This is a genomic window from Pseudomonas sp. WT-JTC (genome assembly GCF_056711565.1).
Genome location: NZ_CM160042.1, coordinates 2,688,466 through 2,710,678, shown reverse-complemented (window position 1 = coordinate 2,710,678; position 22,213 = coordinate 2,688,466). Strand labels below are relative to the sequence as shown.

Sequence of the window (22,213 nt, the reverse complement as noted above, 5' to 3'; positions counted from 1 at the left end):
TGTCAGGCTAGTGAAACCTGACAGGTTTTTTGCCGGATCGTTGAATCAATGCGCGTTAGCCAGTGCCGCTAACGGCTTCGGCGCGTAGAGCGCACTTTGGAACGCTGGCACGTATTCGTACTTCATCATTTTCCCCAGCTTCAAGGAGCGGATGTAGTTCGACAGGCTGCCGTCGCCCAGCGTGAGGGTTGCCGAATCCTCGTTCCTGCTGGAGCCGTGGCTGAGCTGGCGGGAAACGGCATACCCATAGGCCAGTTGGCCTTGATGATCGAGATTGGTGAAACTGCTGGTGACAATATCGACGTCACTGGACAGGTCGTCGAGCTTCTTCGCTTTGAAAGACACGTCCACTTTGCCGGTCTGGCTATCAGTAATGTCATAGACCACCGATTGGGCATCCTCTTTTCGATCAATGCCCGTCAGCCATTTCGGCAGGTTGTAACCGACGACACCGCGAACCCTCGCCAGCTCGGTATTGACCGGCAGCTTGAGCACATAACCCCAGAAATCTCCAGACATCGACTGGCCAATCAGCGTGAACGGACCCAGATTGGCTTTGCCAGGTTTGTTGGTGATGATCGATACAGCGACTTCGTTATAAGCGTCGTTATCGCAGTGCTCATAGGTGTACGCGGTAAATGCGATCAAGCCTCGGCCTGGCCAGATCTGCAGAGGTTGGACGGTTGCCAGTATCTCGGGTGGCATGAGTTCCCGGAGCTTTTCCAGATCCGCCGTATAAACCGCCGTCACGCGGCTGTTCTCGTAGTAAAAGTTTGGCGAGTACGATTCAAAGCCAATGTCGACCTTGTTCTTTTCCAATCCTTTGAACCAGCCTAAATCAACGCCCGGTACTTCTGCCGCAATCACCGACAAAGGCGGGTTGGAGCGAAAGCGGTCGTACAAGCCGCCCTTGACGACAGGCACCTGGTGACCTGCGATATCGATCATGGTGGTGTCGGTCTGGCTGGGCATTTCAGGCATCCCCGCCAACGCATGGTTGGCAACAGTGTTGAAAAGCAATCCTGTTAAAACGGCGCTTGCGAGTTTCAATCTTTCTCTCTCCCGGTGATTGCATCTGCTTGATGGATTTAAGGCCTGCCGAAAGAAACCTTAACGTTAAACTTAACTTTAATGTCAAGCGTCAGGGAGACAGATTTTTTGGTTCGCTCGCTGCCGTGTTTTCAGCGTGTCATCGACAAAGGCTTAGCGAGTTACAGTGTCGGCGGAGAGCAAGGCCAATACGGCTTCAGCCACGGCCTTGGGCGACTGAGGGTTTTGGCCCGTCACGAGCCTTCCATCGGTAATGGCAAATGGCGTGAAGGGCAGCCAGGCCTTGCGGTAACGCGCACCCTGGCTCACCAGCCGGTCCTCCAGGAAGAAAGGCACCTGACTCTTCATGCCTGAAAACAGCTCTTCGCGATCAGAGAATCCGGTGATGTTTCTGCCGTTGATGATCAACTGGCCTTGCTCGTCCTTAAGATCCAGTAGTCCCGCTACGCCATGGCAGACGGCAGAGACGATGCCGCCCTGGTTGTAGATTTTTTCGGCGACCCGACGCAGGTCCGGGTTTGCGGGGAAGTCCCACATGACACCGTGCCCCCCCGTGAAATAGATGACGCTGAATCGAGACGGGTCGATATCGGCAACCGGAATCGTGTTTTTCAGTCGAGCGAGAAAGGCCGGCGACTGCAAATGCTCACGGGCTGCCTTGTCCATATAGAGCCAACCGAGGCTGCGTTCGTCCAAAGGAACAGCTCCACCCTTGGGGCTGGCAAAAACCGTCGTGTAGCCTGCCGCTTCCACAACATCGGTGAAATGCGTCAGCTCGGTCAGCCACAGCCCCGTGGTATCGGTTCGTGAGGGATAGCTGGCGTGATTGGTCATGATCACCAGTATCTGGCGGTCCTTTGCAATAGCAATGGAAGCGTTCGGCTCAGCATTTGAAAAGGTCATGAAAGCACCGCCTATCAATACCAACGCACAAGAAAGAAAGGTCTTAAACATCATCCGGGTTCCAACAGTCATGCATGTCCGCGCATGCTCACCTTAAACCTTACTTTAAGGTCAACCCCTGCACCTCTGAAAGTTTCCTGCCGGCGCTGGCACACTTCTGCTTGACTCTAAACCTGACTTTAACGTTAGCGTCTGACGCTGATTGGGCAAGGCAATGACGCACTTCATCAATCCTGTCAGGAGCAATGCATGAGTCAGCAAGACAACCCTGTGACGCAGATGAAATGGATGATCTATGGCGCCTACGGTTATACCGGCGAGTTGATCGCTCGCGAAGCCGTCAAGCGCGGACTCAGGCCGGCTTTGGCGGGACGAAGCCGCGACAGGATCGAAGCCCTGGCCCGGGAGCTGGGTCTTGAAGCCCGTGTTTTCGGACTGGATGACGAGGCGCGATTGCTCGCCCAGATCAAGGGCCATGGTCTGGTTCTGCATTGCGCAGGACCGTTTTCGGCGACCGCCGCCCCGATGATGGACGCTTGCTTGCGTGCCAATGCGCACTACCTGGATATCACCGGCGAAATTGCCGTTTTCGAACATGCCCAGTCCCTGCAAGAACGTGCGCAAACGGCGGGCGTAGTCATTTGCCCTGGCGTCGGCTTCGACGTGATCCCCACTGACTGTGTCGCCGCTGCACTCAAGAGTGCGCTGCCGGATGCAACGCATCTGGCACTGGGTTTTGATTCCCGCTCCAGCTTTTCGCCTGGCACTGCCAAGACGTCAATCGAAGGCATGGCGCAAGGCGGCAAGATACGTCGCGACGGGAAAATCGTGTCTGTACCGCTGGCCTATCAGGTGCGTCGTATCGATTTCGGCGACGGCGAGAAGCTGGCGATGACCATTCCCTGGGGTGACGTTTCCACGGCCTGGCACACCACCGGCATTCCCAACATCAAGGTGTTCATACCGGGCTCTGCTGGCATGATTCGCGGCGCCAGGTTCGCCAACTTCATTCGTCCGCTGCTGGGTTTGTCGTTCGTGCAGAGGCTGCTAAAGGCACGCATCGCCAAGACGGTGATCGGCCCGGATGACGAAAAGCGTGCAGATCAAGGCACTTACGTGTGGGGCGAAGCCCGTAACGCTCGTGGAGAATGCAAAGTGGCACGCGTGCACACCGCGAACGTCTACAGCTTGACGATCTACGGTGCGTTGACCGTGGTCGATTACCTGTTGCAGGTGCGTCCGGCTGGCGGCACTTACACGCCCGCGAGGCTGCTGGGGGCCGATCTGGTGACGGACTTGCCAGGGTCGGGAGCCTTGAAGGTCGAATAGCAATTGGGAGCCAGGCACCGAAACTTCTCATGCTGATTGTCTGCGCCAAGTACTGGGTGATGTGCCGAACTGGCGTTTGAATGCGGATGAATCCGGGCTAAGGCAACAAACGGTGGCCGCAGCGGTCATACGCGTGGCTGGACACCGGGTGCGAGATACCAGAAGCATCACCTGCCGACCGCCACTACCTCTGGGAGAACCAATTGTCAGCTGTCTTTTTGCGTCAAGTCTTCCGCTTAGCGGTACTGTTCTTTTCCGTAGGTACATCATTTTCTGTTTACGCCTGCCCAAAAGGGCAGTACGAAGCCTGCGTGCTCGCTTGCTTTTGTGCTCCAGGCTCCAAAGAGGAAACGGGGGCGATCTTTGAAAGCATGAACCAAATGGCTTCCTCTGGATTACAGAGTTGGATTGTGCAATCGCGCAACACCGCGGCAACTGGCGATATTCAGACAATCCCGCTGAATATCCGAGCCCAACTCGAACCCTACTATGACATTCAAGTGCTTGATTCGGCTCGCTACAAGGTAGGCGACGATGTGGAGCTGAACGCCGCAAACACCATGCTACAGAATCCCGATGTAAGTGCAGTCACCCTTATAGACATCATCGTCTTTCGCAGTGCCGATGATGCACTTAACAATGTCGCGCTGTGGGCGCATGAATTGAAGCACGTGCAGCAGTACCTGCAATGGGGTGTTCGGGAGTTTTCTACGCGCTATACCCGTGATTACACCGCCGTCGAGGCGCCTGCTTACGAGATTCAAACCCAGGTAGCCAAAGCGCTAAGAGCCAGCGTGGTCCAGTCAGAACCTCCTCGGCATCCTTGAGTTCAAAGGTTTTAACCTGGCCAGCTATCACGGGTGAGTTACTTGAAACGACCCTGTGCAGACGTTTTCTAATGTCCGCAAAGCCAAAGAGCGGACACTCGAACACATAACTTGATCGGCTGTTTTTGTAGGACGAAGCGGTCACCCGTGCTCCGCTGCCAACAATGACCTGAACTGCGAAATGATCTCTAAAGATAACCCGGCAGCTTCGAATACTGCGCAGGTAAAGCTAACAGGGGCAGGACCTGGAGCAGTGATGATGCGGTCAGCAACCACAGCAACCTGACTGCTTCGATAAAGCGCGGCCCCGTCATAACCTACGGCATTCTGTTGTAAAAAGTCAGCGCTGTTCGAAGTATGAGGAACCGTGTCGAGAAGCCCGGCCCTCGCAAGTGCCAGCGTTCCTCCACAGATACCGGCAATTGTCGCTCCACTTGAACGACTGGTATGAAGAAAGTCCCGAATATCCGGTGCATCTGCACGCTCCCAGATCATTCCACCGATGACTGCAACAACGTCCGGCTTCCAGTCCAGGCATTGTTGCAAGCTGCTATCCACAGTTACAGCCAATCCACCCTGCGAGCGGAACTGCCCCGTAGTCGAGGCGAAAAACCTGACGTCGATCCCGTAAAACGGCGATGCGGTTCCTGCAATGAAAGCGTATTCCCAGTCCGCAAAACCGGGTGTCAGTATCAAGCCCAAGCGTGCCATCAGTCAGAATCCTCCATGAAAGCGAATAACATAAAGCGACAACAAATAGATCTCAACGGCTGCTTCGGGTTAAAAGCGAACGTCAGGATTCTCGCCAACACCGCGAATAGAGTTAACGATGAAAATTATGCGCGGCGGTTCGAATCTGGGCTTTAATGTCCGTGCTTAGAGGCAACCCCATTAATTTCGACTCCGCAGGACGGTGGATGCGCCTAACGGCGGGGTCAGGTGCTATGCACTTGTCTGATCAAGGAAGAAACGACATTGAAAATATCTTTCGGCGCCCTGTTGTTGGCTTGGCTGACGACTACCGCATTTGCTGACGAGTACCCCGTCGGTTTCCAGTCTTCCACACTGCCGGATTCGCACAATGACCGCGCACTGGAGATGGTGGTCTGGTACCCGAGTGCAACTACCGCAGCCACGCAACTGATCGCCGACACTGCGGTGTTTGTCGGTGCTTCTGCCGTTCGTAACGCGCCGCCATCTGCCGGCGAACATCCATTGGTGGTGCTATCCCACGGATACAGGGGTAACTGGAGCAACCAGACCTGGCTTGCCAGTTCCCTGGCCAAAAAGGGTTACATCGTCGCCGCAATCAATCACCCTGGCACCACGACCCATGACCGCAGCCCTCAAGCAGCTGCACAGTTATGGCAGCGGCCGGTTGATCTGCGCCGAGCCATTGACAGGGTCACGACTCAACCTGAAAAATTTGGCCTGGTCGCCAATGGCCGAATTGCAGTAGTGGGCCATTCACTCGGCGGCTGGACCGCCCTGGAGATCGCCGGTGCTCGTTTCGATCCAGACCTCTTCGCCCATGACTGCAAAGCCCACCCGCAGTTAGCCGGTTGCACCGTTTACGGACAGATAAACCCCGCAGACACCTCAGAATCAAAGGCCGCGTTGGCCGCCGATTGGCGCGATAAACGCGTCACTGCCGTGGTTACACTGGACCTGGGCCTTTCACGGGGCCTGACCAACGAAAGCCTGGCCGCACTGCCTGTACCCGCTCTGGTGATCGCTGCCGGCGTACCGTCGCACGACCTTCCTGCGGAGTTGGAGTCTGCCAACCTGGCCAAACGCCTGCCTGCGGCGTCAAGCCATTACGTCGAGATCAGCGACGCAAGCCATTTCAGCTTCATGTCGATGTGCAAACCTGGTGCGCAAGCAATGCTCGAAGAAGACGTGCCAGGCGATGGCATCATTTGCCGGGATGGCGATAACGGTCGCGCTCGTGGGTTGATTCAGCAACAAGTTACATCACTGATAGCAGAGTTTCTGGCGCAATCACCTGGCTACAAAAAAGACAGTTTGTAAACTGACAGTACTGACTTGCCGCGGCTCACCGAAAACGCCGTAGGCGCCCACGCAATCTCTCGGATTGTTGGTCCGGGATGAGGGCTGGGCCGAAAGCGGCCATTCGTGACAAACAGCAATCGCCCAGAATCAGTCATTCATCAATGGCTGATTCGAAGGAGTCGAGCGACTGCATCCAGAACGACGTCCGGGGCCTCTCGATGGGGGACATGATGGCAATTTTCCAGTATCAGGTATTCCCCGGGCGCGGTCGCAAGTCTGGCGATGCGCATGGGATGCAGAACGGATCCGTACTCGTCTTGCTCTCCATGAAGCGCAAGCAGCGGGCAGTGAATCGAGTCAATGGCATCTTCAATCGTCCAGCCGCTGAATGCCTCCGACAGCCAGGTATCCGTCCAGGCTGACAGCACCCATTGCGCTTTATCGCCATGATATTTCTCAAGACGCGCCATTTGCCCCGGCGCCTCAAACTGCGCCTTGGCATCCCGAATGCCGCGCAGCGTCTGCTTTTCAACGAACGCTTGTGCTGAAACGGTGATCAATGCAACGCAGCTCTGCGGGTACAAAAAGGCGCAGTTCGTTGCCATCGCGCCGCCAACACTATGACCCAGGGCGACAAACTGATCGAACTGGAATTCGGCCCTTACATACGCGAAGAAGCGCTCGGCTTCGTCGCGAATGAAATGCATGGGCAAGATCCCCGGGTACGGATCCGACTGCCCGAAGCCGAGTCGGTCATAGGCAATCACCTCGCGTTTTGTGGCTTGACAGAGTCGTTCAGGAAAGTCTCGCCACAGTTCGACGCATCCCAGGGAATCATGAAAAAGAATGATCGGCGGTTTTACCTGGCTGTATTCCACGCCCGCCGGAAACCAGCGTCGGGTAAAGAGTCGCCCATGTGGCGTATCGATCCAAAGGGTTTCGGCACAGACAAACGATGACATTGGAATCCTCGACTGATCATTCAGGCGGGTAAGAGTAAACGAAGTGTTGCGGTCGCGAGGACAGCTATCAGCACGACTGGGGAAATCGGCAAATAGGTCAGTGGCGGCTCAGTCAAGGGCTCTGTAGGAGCGAGCTTGCTCCGGGCGGCGTTCCGACGATGGTCGTTAACGATTACGCGTGTTTACTGGCTAAACGCGGCGCTCTTGAGTCCATCGCGAGCCAGCTCGCTCCTACAGAGTTCTTGACCGAACTGCATTACGCTAAATGGCGGGCTGGTTCGCCTGCCTGCCGACAGATCCGAATTCAACCGGGGTCTTTATGTAAAACAGGGAGATGTCTTCGGCCTCAAGTCGCTCAAACAGGCGAACTGACTCTTCTTCGGTAATTGCCATATGGATTTCGGTAGGCTGATCGGCCAGCTCAAAAAAATGCGAGGAATGCAGTTTCCCTGAATGCCCGAAGCCTTCGATACCGGTTGCCAGGGTGGCACCGCGCAGCCCCATCTCCTGGGCCAGGTCGACGAGCCAATCACCCAGCATTTTTCCGTGATGTCGACGGCTCTGTTGGGTAATGAAAATCACCAAAAAGCCTTTCATGACTCATCACCTCTCTAGCGTGTGCCAATCAATTGAAGCGATACAAGCCCTGCAACGGTCATCGCCAGCGAACCTGCCACGTGTAGCCCGCGTTACCGGTCCCCGAGGGATGCGCCGATAGCGATAGCAAGTAGTGATTTCAGCATAGCTGTCCGTCTCCTTGGGGCATCCTGTATCAGCCCCGCGAAAGGCGACAACCGGCCACAAGCAATATCAATACTTCATTTTTTCATGGAAACAATCGTGGCTCTACCGCCCTCCAGCTGAAAGGAAAACGATACATGGTCTCCAACCTTCAGCCCTTTGAGCTGATCTTGCGTCACTGAAAAGGCCATGGTCATCGGAGGCCATTGCACAGCTGGAACGGCACCGTGAGCGAGAGTCACCGTTTGCTTTGCAGTGTCCATGGCCTTGATCGTTCCCTCGGCGCTGGCGACTGGAGCCTGCTTCGACTCCTGCTTCATCTCCATGCCCTCCATACCATCCATTTGCATACCTGGCATATCCTCCGCGCGGGCAGAAAGCGATAGCGCAAATACGGTGCTTGCAACTGCAATAAGGGTCAGTTTCATACGACTTTTCCTTGAACATTGGTGGGTACAATCTGGAGTTGCCGGCGACGCATCAAGCGATACGCCGCCGGAATGACAAACAGGGAAAGCAAGGGTGCCGTGACCATACCGCCGACCATGGGTGCGGCGATGCGGCTCATCACTTCGCTACCCGTTCCGCTGCCCAACAGGATGGGTAGCAGGCCGGCGATGATGACGGCCACGGTCATGGCCTTGGGTCTGACACGCTGTACGGCACCTTCACGAATCGCCGCCACCAGTCCGCGCTCAGTGCTGTCGCCGAGGTCTTCACGTTCGGCCCAGGCGTTCTTCAGATAGAGCAGCATGATCACGCCAAACTCGGCAGAAACGCCGGCCAAGGCGATAAAGCCGACCCCGGTGGCGACCGACAGGTTGAACCCCAGCAGATAGAGGAACCATGCCCCGCCAGTCAGCGCGAACGGCAGAGTGGCCATGATCAACAAGGCCTCGTCGAAGCGGGCGAACGTCAGGTACAGCAGCACGAAAATGATCAACAGCGTGGCCGGCACCACCAGTTTGAGGCGTGCGTTGGCCCTTTCGAGAAACTCGAACTGCCCGGAGTAACTCAGGCTCATGCCCGGTTGCAACTTGACCTGTTCATTGACGACCCAACGCAGATCGGCAACCACCGAGGCAATGTCCCGACCCCGCACATCGATGTACACCCAGCCCGAAGGTCGTGCGTTTTCGCTCTTGAGCATCGGCGGACCGTCGCTGACCTTGACCTTCGCCACCGTGCCCAGGGTGATCTGACTGCCCAGCGGGGTATAGATCGGCAGTTGCTCCAGGGCACCGAGCGAATCGCGCCACTCTCGTGGGTAACGTACGTTGATCGGGAAGCGAGCAAGCCCTTCAATGGTCTCGCCGACATTTTCACCACCGATGGCACCGGCGACGATGGACTGCACATCGGCAATGTTCAGCCCATAGCGGGCGGCGGCTTTGCGGTCGATATCCACATCGATATAGCGCCCGCCAGTCAGCCGCTCGGCCAGCGCCGAACTGACACCGGGCACGTCCTTGGCCACTCGCTCGACCGCCTGGGTGACCGCATCGATTTCCACCAGATTGGTGCCGGCAACCTTCACACCGATCGGGCTCTTTATACCCGTCGCCAGCATGTCGATACGGTTTCGAATCGGCGGTATCCAGATGTTGGTCAAACCGGGAACGTTCACCACACGGTCCAGTTCCTCCACCAGTTTTTCCTGGGTCATGCCCGGGCGCCATTGCGCATGGGGCTTGAATTGAATGGTGGTTTCGAACATCTCCAGCGGTGCCGGGTCGGTAGCGCTTTCGGCACGACCGGCTTTACCGAAGACATGTTCGACCTCCGGGATGGTCTTGATCAAGCGGTCGGTCTGTTGCAGCAGTTGCGCCGCTTTCTGCGCCGACAACCCCGGCAGAGCCGAAGGCATATAGAGCAGGTCGCCCTCGTCCAACGGCGGGAGAAACTCGCCCCCCAAGCGAGACATTGGCCATAGCGCACTGACAAACACCAATAGCGCCAGCAGCAGCGTGATCTTTGGCCGACGCAGGACTGCATCCAGGGCTGGCTGATAGATCCGGATCAACCAGCGGTTCAACGGGTTCTGTTGCTCACTGGGGATTCGTCCTCGAATCCAGTAACCCATCAGCACTGGCACCAAAGTCACCGACAATCCCGCCGCGGCGGCCATGGCGTAGGTCTTGGTGAAGGCCAGCGGACCGAACAGACGCCCTTCCTGCGCCTCCAGGGTGAACACCGGAATGAACGACAGGGTGATGATCAACAGACAGAAGAACAGTGCCGGCCCCACCTCTGCCGCCGCTTCGGTCATGACGTGCCAATGACGCTCCCCCTTCAGTTCTTCCCCGGGATTGGCCAGGTGCCAGGCCTCGATCTTCTTGTGGGCGTTCTCGATCATCACCACAGCGGCATCGACCATGGCGCCGATGGCGATGGCAATCCCGCCCAAGGACATGATGTTGGCGTTGATGCCTTGGTAGTGCATGACGATGAAGGCAATGAGCACCCCCACCGGCAGGGAAATGATTGCCACGAGGGATGAGCGCAAGTGCCAGAGGAAGATGCCACACACCAGCGCGACAACGATGAACTCTTCGAGCAGCTTGTGGCTGAGGTTCTCCACTGCGCGGTCGATCAGCTTGCTGCGGTCATAGGTGGTGACGATTTCCACGCCGGCCGGCAGACTGCCTTTGAGTTCGTCAAGTTTGCTCTTGACCGCCGCAATGGTCTGGCGAGCGTTCTTGCCGCTGCGCAAGATCACTACGCCGCCGACCGTCTCCCCTTCGCCGTCGAGTTCGCTGATACCACGACGCATTTCCGGTCCCGTCTGGATCGTGGCGACATCGCCGAGGGTCACGGGCACCCTACCCGCGCCGAGCTTGAGCGGGATCGCCCGAAAGTCATTGAGCGACTTCAGGTAACCGGAAGCCCGCACGATGAACTCGGTCTCCGCCATCTCCAGCACCGCGCCACCCGTTTCCTGGTTGGCCTTGCCGATAGCCTCGGTCACCTCAGCCTGAGTGATGCCGAGGCTGGCCAGTTTGAGCGGATCCAGCTGCACCTGATACTGCTTGACCATCCCGCCGACTGTCGCCACCTCGGCGACGTTCGCGAGGGTCTTGAGCTCGAACTTGAGGAACCAGTCCTGAAGTGCGCGCAGCTGTGCCAGGTCGTGCCCGCCACTGCGATCCACCAGTGCGTACTGGTAGATCCAGCCCACCCCCGTCGCATCCGGCCCCAATGCCGGTTTGGCACTCGCTGGCAAGCGGCTTTGTATCTGACTCAAATATTCCAGGACCCGCGAGCGAGCCCAGTACAGGTCGGTTCCGTCCTCGAACAGCACATAGACAAAGCTGTCGCCAAAGAACGAGTAACCACGCACCGTCTTGGCCCCCGGCACCGAGAGCATGGTGGTGGCCAACGGATAGGTCACCTGGTTCTCGACGATCTGCGGTGCCTGCCCCGCGAAAGGGGTACGGATGATGACCTGGACATCAGAGAGGTCCGGCAACGCATCGATGGGCGTGTTCTGCACCGACCAGATGCCCCAGGCCGTGACGAACAGCGTCGCCAACAACACCAGGAACCGGTTGGCCACGGACCAACGTATGAGGGCGGCGATCATGGCTGGCCTCCGGTTTTTTCCAGGCGCTCGACCCGCAGGCCATCGTCAGTCTGGCTCACCGCGACCCGAACCCTGTCGCCCGGCTTGAGGCCCTGCGTCAGCGCCGGATTGGCGAGCGGGAACGTCATCGTCATACCCGGCATGCCCAGCGTCTTGAAAGGGCCATGGGCGAGCGTGACTTCCCTGTCGTTGATCTCGACGATCTGCCCATCCGCTTCATGCAAGCCGGAGGCGGCTGCGTCGGGTGGCGACTCTTGCTCCGGGCTTGCAACAATGCCCTTCAGACTGGCCTCCGAGTCGAGCAGGAACTGGCCGGACGTAACGACCTTCTGGCCATCTTCCAGACCTTGCAATATCTCCGTCTTGCCATCGCTTTCCTGCCCGGGTTGCACCTCCACCGGCCGGTAGCGGCCCGCGTCTTCGGCAAGCATCACCAAGGCACGCCGGCCTGTGCGGATGACGGCCTCGCTCGGCACCCACAACACACTGTGCTGCGTTGAGCGGTTCAAGCGTACCTGCGCGGTCAAACCCGACCTGAGGCGTCCGTCCGGGTTGGGCAGTTCCACCCGCACACGCAGGGTACGGCTGTCCGGATTGGTCTCCGGCAGAATGGCGCTGACCTTGCCATTGAGCTTTATCCCCGGGAATGCGGGCAATTGCGCTTCAACCGTTTGCCCTACGGAGATGGTTCCTGCCTCCGACTCTGGAACGGCCACGGCCATCCAGACATTGCTCAAACCATTGACGCGAGCCAGCGTCTCGCCCGCTGCAACGGTCATTCCCGTGCGGACATTCAACTCTTGCAGCACACCACCAATCGGGCTGGTCAGCGTCAGGTAGGGTTGGACCTTACCGCCCCGCTCCACCTGAGTGATCAGTGTTGCCGGCATTCCTGTGAGCAGTAGTCGCTGGCGGGCCGCAGCCAGCAAGTCCGCATCGCCGTTGCGCTTGAGCGCCAGGAACTCGGTCTGGGCGGCGACCCACTCGGGCACCAGGATATCCGCCAACGCCGCGTTGGCTTTGAGCACATCACCTGGAGCATGGGCGTAGACCCGCTCCACAAAGCCAGGAGTGCGGGCCTGTATCACGGCGACATCCCGTTCGTTGAATGTCAGGACACCGCTCACATCGAGACTGGAATCAAAGATCCCGCGACTGACTGTCGCAAAACGCAGACCGAGATTCTGAGTCAGGCCGGGATCGATACTGACCGTCGCACGGTCGCTGCCGCCACTGGCATATTGCGGGACCAGTTGCATGTCCATGAAGGGAGACTTGCCCGGCTTATCGAACTTTTGCTGCGGGTACATGGGGTCGTACCAATACAGCGCCTTGCGTTCGTCCGGTGCATTGGGGCTCAGCTGCGGGGCGGCAACGGGTACTTCGCCCATGCGCTGGTGAGCGAACCAATAACCACCGGCAACCCCCAATGCCAGCGAGATGCCCACCAGCAGTGCCCCGTTCCATTTATTCAGGATCATTGGCTGGACTCCCCATAGGCAAAATACAGTCGCGCGCTGGTCAGCGCTCGTTGCTCTTCCACGTCGATCTGTTTGAGGCGGGCTTCGATGAGTTCACGTCGGGCGGCAACAACGGCATTCAAATCGCCCTTGCCGGCACGATAACTGGCCATGCTGAGTTCGACCTTTTCCCTGGCCAGCGGCAACAGGCTTTGCCGGTTTCGCTGTACTGCACGATTCAGGCGTTCGTAGTCAGCCAGTTCGCTCTCCAGTTGCTGGGTATGCTCACGTGACAGGGCTTCGCGCTCGGCCTCAAGCTGGCTGAGTTCAGCCTGTTTGGCCGCGATTCTGGGACTTTGGCGAGCGTCAGGGAACAGTGGCAGATCCCAGGAAAACTGCACGCTGACCATGTCGCCGAACTCACGGCCACGGTGCTGGTAATCCACTTCCCAGCTCCAGTCCGAGCGCTTCTCTGACACGGCCTCACGAACCTTGGCTTGCGCTTCGCGGGTCATCGGCGCAAACACTGCCAACTCAGGATGGTGTTGCAGCTTATGGGTGTAGCTTGAAGTATCGACAGGCCATTCAGGCAAGCTGCCGGCAGGCTTATCGTTGGCGGCAGGACCGATCCAGCGCTTGAGCGCCGCTCGTGCTTGCGTTCTCTGGCGAATCAGCTCGTCCTGTTGTTCCTCCAACCGAGCTGCTTCTTGCCTGGGCGTCACTGCGTCGGCGGGTTGAGCGCGGCCACCGGCAACCTGCGCCCGGACGGTCTCGGTCAGCAGGCGATTTTCTTTGTAAAAGTCCTGGAATAGCGCGTCTTTACGCTCAACCGAGTAGCTATTTATCCAGGCCAATGCCGTGGATTGACGAACGTTCAGACGTTCGACCCGCCGCTCTGCAGCAGCTCGATCAACGGCCGCATCGGCAACTTCAATGCGCGCTTTGCGCTTGTCGCCGTTGGGCATCTCCTGCCTGACTCCGACCATTTGCATGGTCATGAAGTCCTGGTCGATGCTCCAGCGATCCGGACCACCCACGGGGTAGTTCTGCACACCCAGCAGCAGCTTGGGGTCGGGTAGCTCACCGGCTGGAATAGCTGCACTGCTGGCAGCCTGAATTTTCGCGTCTTGTGCCGTCAGCGACGGCGCATTGTTTTCCGCCAGCCGCAACGCTTCGTCGAGTGTCAAGGCGCCAGCGAAGCTCGGCAATGCCAGTACGCTTGCCGCCAGGCCGGCCACGAGGGACCAGCCTGTGCAATAGCACTTGGAGTTCATGTTTACGATTCCTGTGATCATCCACTGCACGCATCAAAGGACACGCGCACAGCCATGCCATCCCGCTAAAACGGAATGACGCTCAATGTGGGTCAGGAATCAAACGCGGGGCGGTCGCCATACCCCGGAAGGGGTCGATACAGGTACGGAATCGCCGATGAGGGAAAGCACTACGGGGCTGAACAACGTAACAGGAGGCTTGATGATCGAGACTTGCAACATGCCACCCGTCTTGCACTCCTGCCCCGGCTTGCAGGGTTTGCCGTGCTCGGTCGGGCTTTTCATATCGTTGCAGCAGTCCATCCCCATGTCGTCCATCATCGCCATGCCCATTGCTTTCATCGGGCACGGCTCTGTCGGCGCCTGAACGCCCGCCATCCCGCTGAGGGGAAGCGCCAGGCTGATCACGAAAATGAGGCAAAACCGCAGGTAGCGTTTCATGGGGTTGGAGTGTAGCCGTCGGAAATAGTACTAACAATCAATTGAACACACGCTCTCGGTTGCCTTGCACAAAGCGCCGATTGCGCACGATCTCAGCGGATCAGAATTAAGCCAGCATTACTGACAGGAAAATGGTTCGTCAGCCCGGCATCGGCAATGGCGTTGAAAAGGGTCGACAGTGCGCCTGCGCCAGGGCCGATGAAAGTTTCGGCCTCGTTGACACGAAAGAGCGACCTGGAAACGCTTCCCTGACCGATCACGCGAGCTTTATGGTGCCGCCCTGGATATCGTCGCGCGCCATTCGCAAATCATTGGCGTCCTGGTTGAGCTGGTGAATCATGTTGAGCAAGCGTTGACGAAGCACCTCGTCCTGGAGCTGCTCTGCTGCGCGCATCACATCGAGCGCCGCTACCTCATTGTGAGTGGCGACTGAGTCGAGCAGTTTGCGCATGCTTCTTGATGGCCGATTCATCTCCAATCCCCTGGGTTTCGGTGACGCGAATCATATGGCTGGAATGTTTCGTCAGTGTTTCAGCTGAACGAGATGGAGGGACGACCTTAAGGGTCGGCCCGTCAGTGATGACGCTAGGCCGCCCGCTCCAAGGTATCCAGCAATCCAAAAAATTCCCGCGAAAGCTTATGCCGGGGAGCCAAATGAACAAGGGGTACTGAGACTTCGTGCGACTCGCGCATCTTGATGGAGCTGCTCAGGTAAACCGGCAGCACAGGTAAACCTTCGGCCAACAACTCATCAACGAGATTCTGGTGCAAGCCGGTATGCCCGGTGAACTGGTTGACCACCACGCCCTCTACTATCAGTGATTCATTGTGATCAAGACGTAGCTCCTCTGCCTGAGCGATGACGCGGTACAGCGCCTGGCGCGAAAAGCTGTCGCAATCGAATGGGATCAGCAATCTGTCCGCCGCCACCAGCGCACTGAATGTGTAGAAGTTGAGTGTCGCTGGTGTATCGATATAGATGCGCTCGTAGTCCTCGGACAGTTCAACCAGCAGCTTGCGCAGCTTATTGATCTTGTATTTGGACTCGAGTTTTGACTGAAGGTCCGTCAGATCGGAGCAGGCAGTCACCAAGTGAAGGTTGTCGTAAGAGGTCTCGGTGATGACCACTCGATTCCTTCTGCCTTCGAAGCCGCCGGATAGTGTCTGTCTGAAAAAGTCAGCGATGCCCGTTGGAATGCTTTCGTTGATCAGGCCTGTCAGGTAGTGAGTCGAATTGGCCTGGGGATCGAGATCAACCAGCAGCGTTCGGTAGCCTTCGGCAGCACTCGCTGCGGCAAGGTTGCAGGCAATGCTGGATTTCCCAACGCCCCCTTTCTGATTGAACACAACACGACGCATAGGGTTTTCTCATCCATGAAAACGGCCAAAGGCCGACTTGAGGAAATGTAAGCTCTCGTGTCAATTCTATGACCGATATATTTCAGTTTTGCGACAACAACCAAGCCAATCGAATTTCAGCTCTTTAGCACTGCGCTTAAAGCAACAAGCGAGAAGAATCGCAGCATTGCTGTTCACCCAAGACAATTTTCAGGCGAGCAGGAAACCTGTGACGAGGGGTTTTTTATGGGCGTTGCAAGGCTCTGGCCCGCACCACAGGAGGGTTCGAACCGCTTGCACTGATCGGAATCCTTATCAGAAATGAGCGAAACGATCATTTGAATGATTGAATTGCGCAGTTTCAGTGGTTGGCTTAAGATCAATCTGACTGAATCAATCACGCAATGATCGATTCAGTCAGATTCGAGGTGAAACACGTCTTGCCAAACAATTATAAAAGGAGACCCTCGTGGCCCAGATTCCTATCAAGCGCACCATTGAACGCATCCCCGGCGGCATGATGATCGTGCCTCTGCTGATTGGCTCGCTCGTGGCGACATTCCTGCCTGACACGCCCAAATTTTTCGGATCATTCACCAATGCGCTGTTCACCGGCGCACTGCCCATTCTGGCGGTGTTCTACGTGTGCATGGGCGCGAGCATCAATATCAAGGCCACGCCTTACCTGCTCAAAAAGGGCGGCACGCTGCTCGTCACCAAGGTCGGCATCGCCGTGCTCATCGGCATCGTGCTTGGCCACTTCCTGGGTGAGCAGCCGATATCCTCCGGGCTTTTCGCCGGTATCTCCACGCTGGCGGTGGTCGCCGCAATGAACGACACCAACGGCGGCCTGTACATGGCGCTGATGGGGCAGTACGGCCGCTCCGAAGACGTCGGCGCCTATTCGGTGATGTCGCTGGAATCCGGGCCTTTTCTGACCATGGTGACCCTCGGCATTGCCGGCTTGTCAGCCTTCCCCTGGCCGACGCTGGTAGGCAGCATCCTGCCGCTGGCCCTGGGCATGCTGCTGGGCAACCTCGACCGCGACATGCGCGACTTCCTGGCCAAGGCCGTGCCGGTGATGATCCCGTTCTTCGCCCTCGCACTGGGTGCCAGCCTCGACCTGCATAACGTCTGGCAGGCTGGTTTGCTGGGGCTCGGCATGGGTGTCGCGGTGGTCGTGCTGACCGGCATTCCGCTGTTCTTCGCCGATCGTTTGACCGGCGGCACCGGTGTTGCCGGCGTGGCGGCAGCCACTACAGCGGGCAATGCCGCCGCCGTTCCGGCGTTGATCGCAGCGGCGAATCCGGTGTACGCCGAAGCGGCCAAGAGCGCGACGATTCTGGTGGCTGCCTGCGTCGTGGTCACCGCGATCCTCGCACCGTTGCTCACCGCAGCGGTGGCCAAACGCGTGCAACAGCGCAAACCCGCCGTCATCCCCGAGTCGGACCTACAGGCGCAAAAGCAGGAAGCCCTGCGATGAGCATTCTGATCATCGCAGACGATCTGTCGGGCGCGGCGGATTGTGCCATCGGCTTTGCCAGCGCGGGGATGCAAACGGTCGTCACGCTCGACCCTTTGCATGACAAGGCTGACGCCCAGGTGATTGCCGCCGATACGGACACACGGCGCCTGTCCCCGGCGCAAGCCGCCGAACGCACGGTCGCTGCGTACAAGGCGCTGCAGCGTCCCGGTCAGCGGCTGTACAAGAAAATTGATTCGACCTTGCGCGGCAACTGGGCGGCGGAAGTGGCCGCCCTGCAACCGCTGGCGGGCCTGGCCATCGTCGCCCCGGCGTTTCCTGCAACCGGGCGCACGTTGCGCGGTGGCCGGGTGTTCGTCAACGGCCAGCCGCTGGAAACCACCGATACCTGGAAGCTCGAAAACGCCGATCGCCCGGCGGATGTCGAGGCGATGCTGGTGGCCGCAGGCCTGAGCACTGCCAGGCTTGATCTCGACACCTTGCGCGGGAATGAAGAAACACTCGTGCGTCACATCGCTGAAGTGGCGAGCAAGGGTACCCAGGCGCTGATCGTCGATACACAAACCGAAGACGACCTGCTGACGATCGCTCGCCTGACCGCGTCCATGGAACAGCCGCTGTTCTGGATCGGCTCGGGTGGGCTGGCGCGGGAAATCGCCAGTCTCGCGGATTTTTCCGAAGCACGCTTCACGGCAATCGAACCCACAGCACAGGAAAAAAGCCAGGCACCGATTCTGATCATGGTCGGCAGCCTGTCAGGTGTCTGCGAGCGGCAATGCGCACTGCTCAAGGAGCGCGGCGGGGTCAGCGAACTGGTGGTCCCGCCCGAAGTCCTGCGCCAAGGCACGACGCACGTCGATTGGGCGCTGTGGCAAGCGCGCATCGGCGAGCGGCTGGACGGCTGGAGCGACCTGCTGCTGCGCATTGGACGCGACGAGGCGTTCGATCCCCTGGAGGGCGCTCGACTCTCAACCCGATTGGCCGTGCTGGTAGAACCGCACTTCGCCAAGGTCGGCGGCCTGATTGCCACGGGTGGCGAGACGGCGCGGGCCATATTGACCACCGTCGGCATCGACAGCCTGCAATTGCTCACGGAAATCGAAGCCGGCGTGGCTTTCGCGCGCCCCACCGTTTCCCGGCAAGGGCATCGTCCCGGCATTGTCACCAAGGCCGGTGCATTCGGCACTGACCGCGCCTTGTATGCGGCATGGCAGCACTTGAGCGAACGCGCCGATCGCTCCCCGCCCCAACGTACCCGAATCCAAGGACTCCAATGAACGCTATGAGCAACTACCTCCCCATCATCGGCATCACCATGGGCGACGCCTCAGGTGTCGGTCCGGAAATCATCGTCAAGAGCCTGACCCACGACATCGTCTACCAACAATGCCGGCCATTGGTGATCGGCGATGCGCGGCGCCTGGAGCAGGCCAACGTGATTGTCGGCGGCAGCGCCAAAGTGCGCCGTATCGAAGACGCCTCCCAGGCGTTGTACGAGGCCGGCACCATCGATTGCATCGATCTCGACCTGATCCCCGATGACCTGCCGTTCGGCGAGCTGTCACCCATTGCCGGTGACGCTGCTTATCAATACATCGCCCGCGCCGTGGAACTGGCCGAGGCCAAACAGATCGATGCGATCTGCACCGCGCCGCTGAACAAGGAAGCGTTGCACGCCGGCGGTCACAAGTACCCCGGCCACACCGAAATGCTCGCGCACCTGACCCACGTCGACGAAGTGTCGATGATGCTGGTGGCACCGCAGCTGCGGGTGATTCACGTCACGACCCACATCGGCATCATCGATGCGATCCGCAAGATCGAACCGGGCCTGGTCCAGCGCACTATCGAACGCGGCAACGCCACACTGATCAAGGCCGGCATCGCCCGTCCGCGGATTGGCGTGTGCGGGATCAACCCGCATGCCGGTGAAAACGGCCTGTTCGGTTATGGCGAGGAGGAAGAAAAAATCATCCCGGCAGTGAAGCTGCTGCAGGAACGCGGCCTCGACGTGACCGGCCCGTTGCCGGCCGACACCCTGTTCTTCCGCGCCGGGCGTGGCGACTTCGATCTGGTGGTGGCGATGTATCACGACCAGGGCCACGGTCCCGTCAAGGTACTGGGGCTCGAAGCCGGGGTGAACGTGACCGTCGGCCTTGAAGTGATCCGCACCTCGGTCGATCACGGCACCGCCTTCGACATCGCCGGCAAGGGCATCGCCGATGAGCGCAGCCTGCTCGAAGCACTGCGCCAGGGCGCTGAGCTAGCCACACGACGGGGATGAGGTGCAGCGGCACTGTCGTGTAAGATCGACCACCGCCCAACCAACGAGCCCCCGCCATGAAAGTGTCCGAACGCCACCGCGCCATCCTCGATCTCGTACGCATCGGCGATGCCAACGTCGAGCAATTGAGCGCGGCCCTCGGCGTTTCGGAGGCGACCGTGCGGCGCGACCTGACCATGCTCGCCAAGCAGCGGCACCTGGTCCGCACCTACGGCGGCGCCACCGCCGTGGTGGGTGTCCATGAACCCGAAGCCTCGCTGGAAGAGCGCAAAACCAGCCAGTGGGAACAGAAAGACGCCATCGCCCTTGCAGCGGCTGCCCACGTCCAGGACGGCGACACCGTCCTGCTCGACGGCGGCACCACTTGCGCCGCACTGGCTCATCATTTGTGCTCGCGCCAGGACGTGCATGTGGTGACCAACAACCTGCTCGCCGTAATGACCCTGGCCAACGCGCCGGGCGTGCGCCTGACCTTGATCGGCGGTGATTTGCGCGGTTCGAGCATGAGCACCCTGGGGCCATTGGCCGAGCTGACGTTGAGCCGCCTGAGCGTGGACAAAGCCTTCCTCGGCGCAGACGGCGTCGTCGCGGAATTCGGCTTGTGCGAGGCGAGTGCGCAGCAGGCTTATCTCAAGGAATGCATCATCAAGCGGGCTGCGCAGATCGTCGTTCTCGCCGACACCGACAAACTCGGGCGAGCGCGGCAGCAGCATTGGACGCCTATCGAACGCGAATGGCGATTGATTACTTGTGCAACTGCCGATGAAGCTGCCCTCGCACCGTTTCACGCGATTGCGCAAATCACTGTAGAAACCGTGGACCTCGCCTGATTGCCTGCCCCGCCCTCCGTAAACATGCTCCGGTCAGCCGGTCTGTGACTGAATGGGTGGTTGCGCCGTCTCATTGCCAAACGGAACGTCGCTTGAGCCACTCGGATGTTGATAACCCAGAGTGGATCCGTGGCCCGATTGCAGTCATTTTCGGTCCATGTCCTGTCACATCCACTGCGTGAAATCTTGCGCAAAAATCCGTCATGACATGTTATGACCTCATCAAAAAAAGGCGTTTCGCCCAACAAATACGGCGTTTAATGGACGAATGGTCGTAAGGCGTCAAGCGCGGGGAATAGCCGGGAGCCTGAAGCCACTACAGGCGACTCAGGTTGGGTGCGTTCGTCGCGGTTTAGTGAACTTCGCGTTCATCACGTGTCACATTAGGTCCTCGTCAAGCGAACTTCAGAAGAGGTAAAGCCTAATGAACATCGCCACAGTAGTAAGTGCAGTAATTTCCAGTCTCGCCCCAAGTGTCTTTGACCAGAACGGCCTGCAAGAACCCGGCGCGCATGTTTCGGCCGTCGAATACCACTACGGAATGGAAATCGATGTAAAGCGGGTACTGCAGCGCACCGATACATCCGACAAGACCGGTATGGTACCGGTGACCCTGGTCTACGAAGACAGCGAGGGTGAGGTCCACAAGATCCGTTTCCTCGAATGGGGTGGAAGCCCTGCCAGTCCAACCAGCATTGTCTGATCCGCTCGCCGCCAGGGTTCCGGGCCACGCCCTCCCCCGCAAGCGCAAGTTGAACTTCATATTCACCCAGTGCGAATTGATGTTTTTGTAACCTGAAAACTTACATGACCGAATGATTAAAAGTTCATTCGCGAAAATCGCTATTATCTTGCCCGCCTAATGCCGCAAGACTAATGAATAGTGATTACTGAATCTTAATTGCAATCAGCAACGGCAAACGCCAATCATGCCGTGCCGAGCGTCATGCTGATTCACTATTGAAGCCAAGAGGTCACCATGGAACTTAGTATGTTTTCTTCGTCCACCGTGGAATATGTTCGTTTGGGCGTTGTATATTTCCACCTAATCGCCTGCTGTGTTGCAATTGGCCTGGTCTTGACCAGTGACGTCGCAATGGTCAAGCAACTCCTGAAGGGAGATGCGTCAGGTCACCATGATGACGCGCACATGGAAAGCCTGCAAAAAACCGTAGTACTTGCACTTTGGGCTCTTTGGATTACCGGCATTGGTATTGTCGGGATCGATTATGCCGGTAAAGGAATGGAATACTTCCTCAATCCAAAACTGCAGGCCAAGATCGGGATCGTTGTACTGTTGACCTTTAACGGCTTCCTGTTGCATAGCGCTGTATTGCCGGCGCTGAAAAAAGCCGGTTCGATACTTAATCTTTCCTTCAGCCTGCGCATGCTGGCGCTGTTCTCCGGTGCGCTCTCTGCCGTGTCGTGGTTCTATGCCGCCATGCTCGGTGTTGGTCGTCCGTTGGCCTGGAAGTACTCGCTGGTCGAGTTGCTGGCAGCCTATCCGGTTCTCATCGTCGGTGGATTCGCGATGATGGTACTGCTCACCGCCTATGCAAAAAACAAAGGCAGCGAAGGGCGTCTGGAGCAAGACACCGGGATCGCACGAAACGCCGCCCTGGCTTGATGGTAAGGCCAGGTTGAACAGGCAGGTTCTGCGTTAGCAAATACATACCGCTATTCGTTATTTACAAA

General features: G+C 58.2%; 21 protein-coding genes. 9 read left to right on the top strand and 12 right to left on the bottom strand.

The genetic code is table 11. From position 1 onward, the window contains the following. Positions 1–45: 45 nt before the first annotated feature. Together AC06G5_RS12425 and AC06G5_RS12420 are read right to left on the bottom strand one after the other, a co-directional pair. On the bottom strand, positions 46–1,050 hold the full coding sequence (locus AC06G5_RS12425) for an acetoacetate decarboxylase (ADC) (protein WP_413422309.1): 1,005 nt from the start codon (positions 1,048–1,050) through the stop codon (positions 46–48). A 153-nt stretch (positions 1,051–1,203) separates the two neighbouring features. Then, positions 1,204–2,007, bottom strand: a complete 804-nt coding sequence (locus AC06G5_RS12420) for a type 1 glutamine amidotransferase domain-containing protein (protein WP_413422311.1) — start codon at positions 2,005–2,007, stop codon at positions 1,204–1,206. Positions 2,008–2,202: 195 nt separating this feature from the next. Here AC06G5_RS12420 and AC06G5_RS12415 point away from each other — a divergent pair, with 195 nt between their 5' ends. Together AC06G5_RS12415 and AC06G5_RS12410 are read left to right on the top strand one after the other, a co-directional pair. Next, positions 2,203–3,282: a saccharopine dehydrogenase family protein gene (locus AC06G5_RS12415; RefSeq protein ID WP_480459579.1), complete on the top strand. Its 1,080-nt coding sequence runs from the start codon at positions 2,203–2,205 to the stop codon at positions 3,280–3,282. Positions 3,283–3,485: 203 nt separating this feature from the next. After that, positions 3,486–4,109: an eCIS core domain-containing protein gene (locus AC06G5_RS12410; protein ID WP_480459578.1), complete on the top strand. Its 624-nt coding sequence runs from the start codon at positions 3,486–3,488 to the stop codon at positions 4,107–4,109. A 141-nt stretch (positions 4,110–4,250) separates the two neighbouring features. On the opposite strand, the gene AC06G5_RS12405 is transcribed toward AC06G5_RS12410, so the two are convergent. Further along, positions 4,251–4,820, bottom strand: a complete 570-nt coding sequence (locus AC06G5_RS12405) for a DJ-1/PfpI family protein (RefSeq protein ID WP_480459577.1) — start codon at positions 4,818–4,820, stop codon at positions 4,251–4,253. A 264-nt stretch (positions 4,821–5,084) separates the two neighbouring features. On the opposite strand from AC06G5_RS12405, the gene AC06G5_RS12400 reads away from it, so the two are divergent. Next, complete coding sequence (locus AC06G5_RS12400) at positions 5,085–6,140, top strand: alpha/beta hydrolase family protein (RefSeq protein ID WP_413422319.1); 1,056 nt, start codon at positions 5,085–5,087, stop codon at positions 6,138–6,140. Positions 6,141–6,280: 140 nt separating this feature from the next. Here the strand turns inward: AC06G5_RS12400 and AC06G5_RS12395 are convergent, their stop codons facing one another. From AC06G5_RS12395 to AC06G5_RS12355, 9 genes are all read right to left on the bottom strand, one after another. Beyond that, positions 6,281–7,084 (bottom strand): alpha/beta fold hydrolase, encoded by an 804-nt coding sequence (locus AC06G5_RS12395; RefSeq protein WP_480459576.1) that lies wholly within the window; start codon positions 7,082–7,084, stop codon positions 6,281–6,283. Positions 7,085–7,345: 261 nt separating this feature from the next. After that, on the bottom strand, positions 7,346–7,681 hold the full coding sequence (locus AC06G5_RS12390; RefSeq protein WP_413705070.1) for a DUF190 domain-containing protein: 336 nt from the start codon (positions 7,679–7,681) through the stop codon (positions 7,346–7,348). A gap of 221 nt (positions 7,682–7,902) precedes the next feature. After that, positions 7,903–8,253 (bottom strand): copper-binding protein, encoded by a 351-nt coding sequence (locus AC06G5_RS12385; protein ID WP_480459574.1) that lies wholly within the window; start codon positions 8,251–8,253, stop codon positions 7,903–7,905. Then, positions 8,250–11,408, bottom strand: coding sequence for an efflux RND transporter permease subunit (locus tag AC06G5_RS12380; protein WP_480459572.1), 3,159 nt, complete (start codon positions 11,406–11,408; stop codon positions 8,250–8,252). The genes AC06G5_RS12385 and AC06G5_RS12380 overlap by 4 nt, the downstream gene beginning before the upstream one ends. Continuing rightward, on the bottom strand, positions 11,405–12,889 hold the full coding sequence (locus AC06G5_RS12375) for an efflux RND transporter periplasmic adaptor subunit (RefSeq protein ID WP_413422329.1): 1,485 nt from the start codon (positions 12,887–12,889) through the stop codon (positions 11,405–11,407). Before AC06G5_RS12375 ends, AC06G5_RS12380 begins: the two co-directional genes overlap by 4 nt. After that, positions 12,886–14,142 (bottom strand): TolC family protein, encoded by a 1,257-nt coding sequence (locus AC06G5_RS12370; protein WP_413422331.1) that lies wholly within the window; start codon positions 14,140–14,142, stop codon positions 12,886–12,888. Before AC06G5_RS12370 ends, AC06G5_RS12375 begins: the two co-directional genes overlap by 4 nt. Before the next feature lie 99 nt (positions 14,143–14,241). Further along, positions 14,242–14,583, bottom strand: a complete 342-nt coding sequence (locus AC06G5_RS12365; protein ID WP_413422333.1) for a hypothetical protein — start codon at positions 14,581–14,583, stop codon at positions 14,242–14,244. A 256-nt stretch (positions 14,584–14,839) separates the two neighbouring features. Beyond that, the gene (locus tag AC06G5_RS12360; RefSeq protein ID WP_413422335.1) at positions 14,840–15,055 is read right to left on the bottom strand and encodes a hypothetical protein; all 216 of its coding nucleotides are present in this window, start codon (positions 15,053–15,055) and stop codon (positions 14,840–14,842) included. 113 nt (positions 15,056–15,168) lie between these two features. Beyond that, positions 15,169–15,942 carry a ParA family protein gene (locus AC06G5_RS12355; protein WP_413422337.1) on the bottom strand — a complete coding sequence of 258 codons (774 nt, stop codon included), beginning with the start codon at positions 15,940–15,942 and terminating at the stop codon, positions 15,169–15,171. Positions 15,943–16,390: 448 nt separating this feature from the next. Here AC06G5_RS12355 and AC06G5_RS12350 point away from each other — a divergent pair, with 448 nt between their 5' ends. The 6 genes from AC06G5_RS12350 to AC06G5_RS12325 all read left to right on the top strand — a co-directional run bounded on the left by AC06G5_RS12350 (position 16,391) and on the right by AC06G5_RS12325 (position 22,145). Beyond that, positions 16,391–17,404, top strand: coding sequence for a 2-keto-3-deoxygluconate permease (locus tag AC06G5_RS12350; RefSeq protein WP_413422339.1), 1,014 nt, complete (start codon positions 16,391–16,393; stop codon positions 17,402–17,404). Beyond that, positions 17,401–18,681 carry a four-carbon acid sugar kinase family protein gene (locus AC06G5_RS12345; RefSeq protein ID WP_413705075.1) on the top strand — a complete coding sequence of 427 codons (1,281 nt, stop codon included), beginning with the start codon at positions 17,401–17,403 and terminating at the stop codon, positions 18,679–18,681. The genes AC06G5_RS12350 and AC06G5_RS12345 overlap by 4 nt, the downstream gene beginning before the upstream one ends. Positions 18,682–18,686: 5 nt before the next feature. Then, complete coding sequence (pdxA, locus tag AC06G5_RS12340) at positions 18,687–19,688, top strand: 4-hydroxythreonine-4-phosphate dehydrogenase PdxA (RefSeq protein WP_413422343.1); 1,002 nt, start codon at positions 18,687–18,689, stop codon at positions 19,686–19,688. Positions 19,689–19,744: 56 nt separating this feature from the next. Further along, positions 19,745–20,518, top strand: a complete 774-nt coding sequence (locus tag AC06G5_RS12335) for a DeoR/GlpR family DNA-binding transcription regulator (RefSeq protein WP_429371950.1) — start codon at positions 19,745–19,747, stop codon at positions 20,516–20,518. 424 nt (positions 20,519–20,942) lie between these two features. Then, positions 20,943–21,221: a DUF2790 domain-containing protein gene (locus AC06G5_RS12330; RefSeq protein WP_413422347.1), complete on the top strand. Its 279-nt coding sequence runs from the start codon at positions 20,943–20,945 to the stop codon at positions 21,219–21,221. 276 nt (positions 21,222–21,497) lie between these two features. Next, positions 21,498–22,145, top strand: coding sequence for a hypothetical protein (locus AC06G5_RS12325; protein WP_413422349.1), 648 nt, complete (start codon positions 21,498–21,500; stop codon positions 22,143–22,145). The last annotated feature ends 68 nt before the right edge of the window (positions 22,146–22,213 follow it).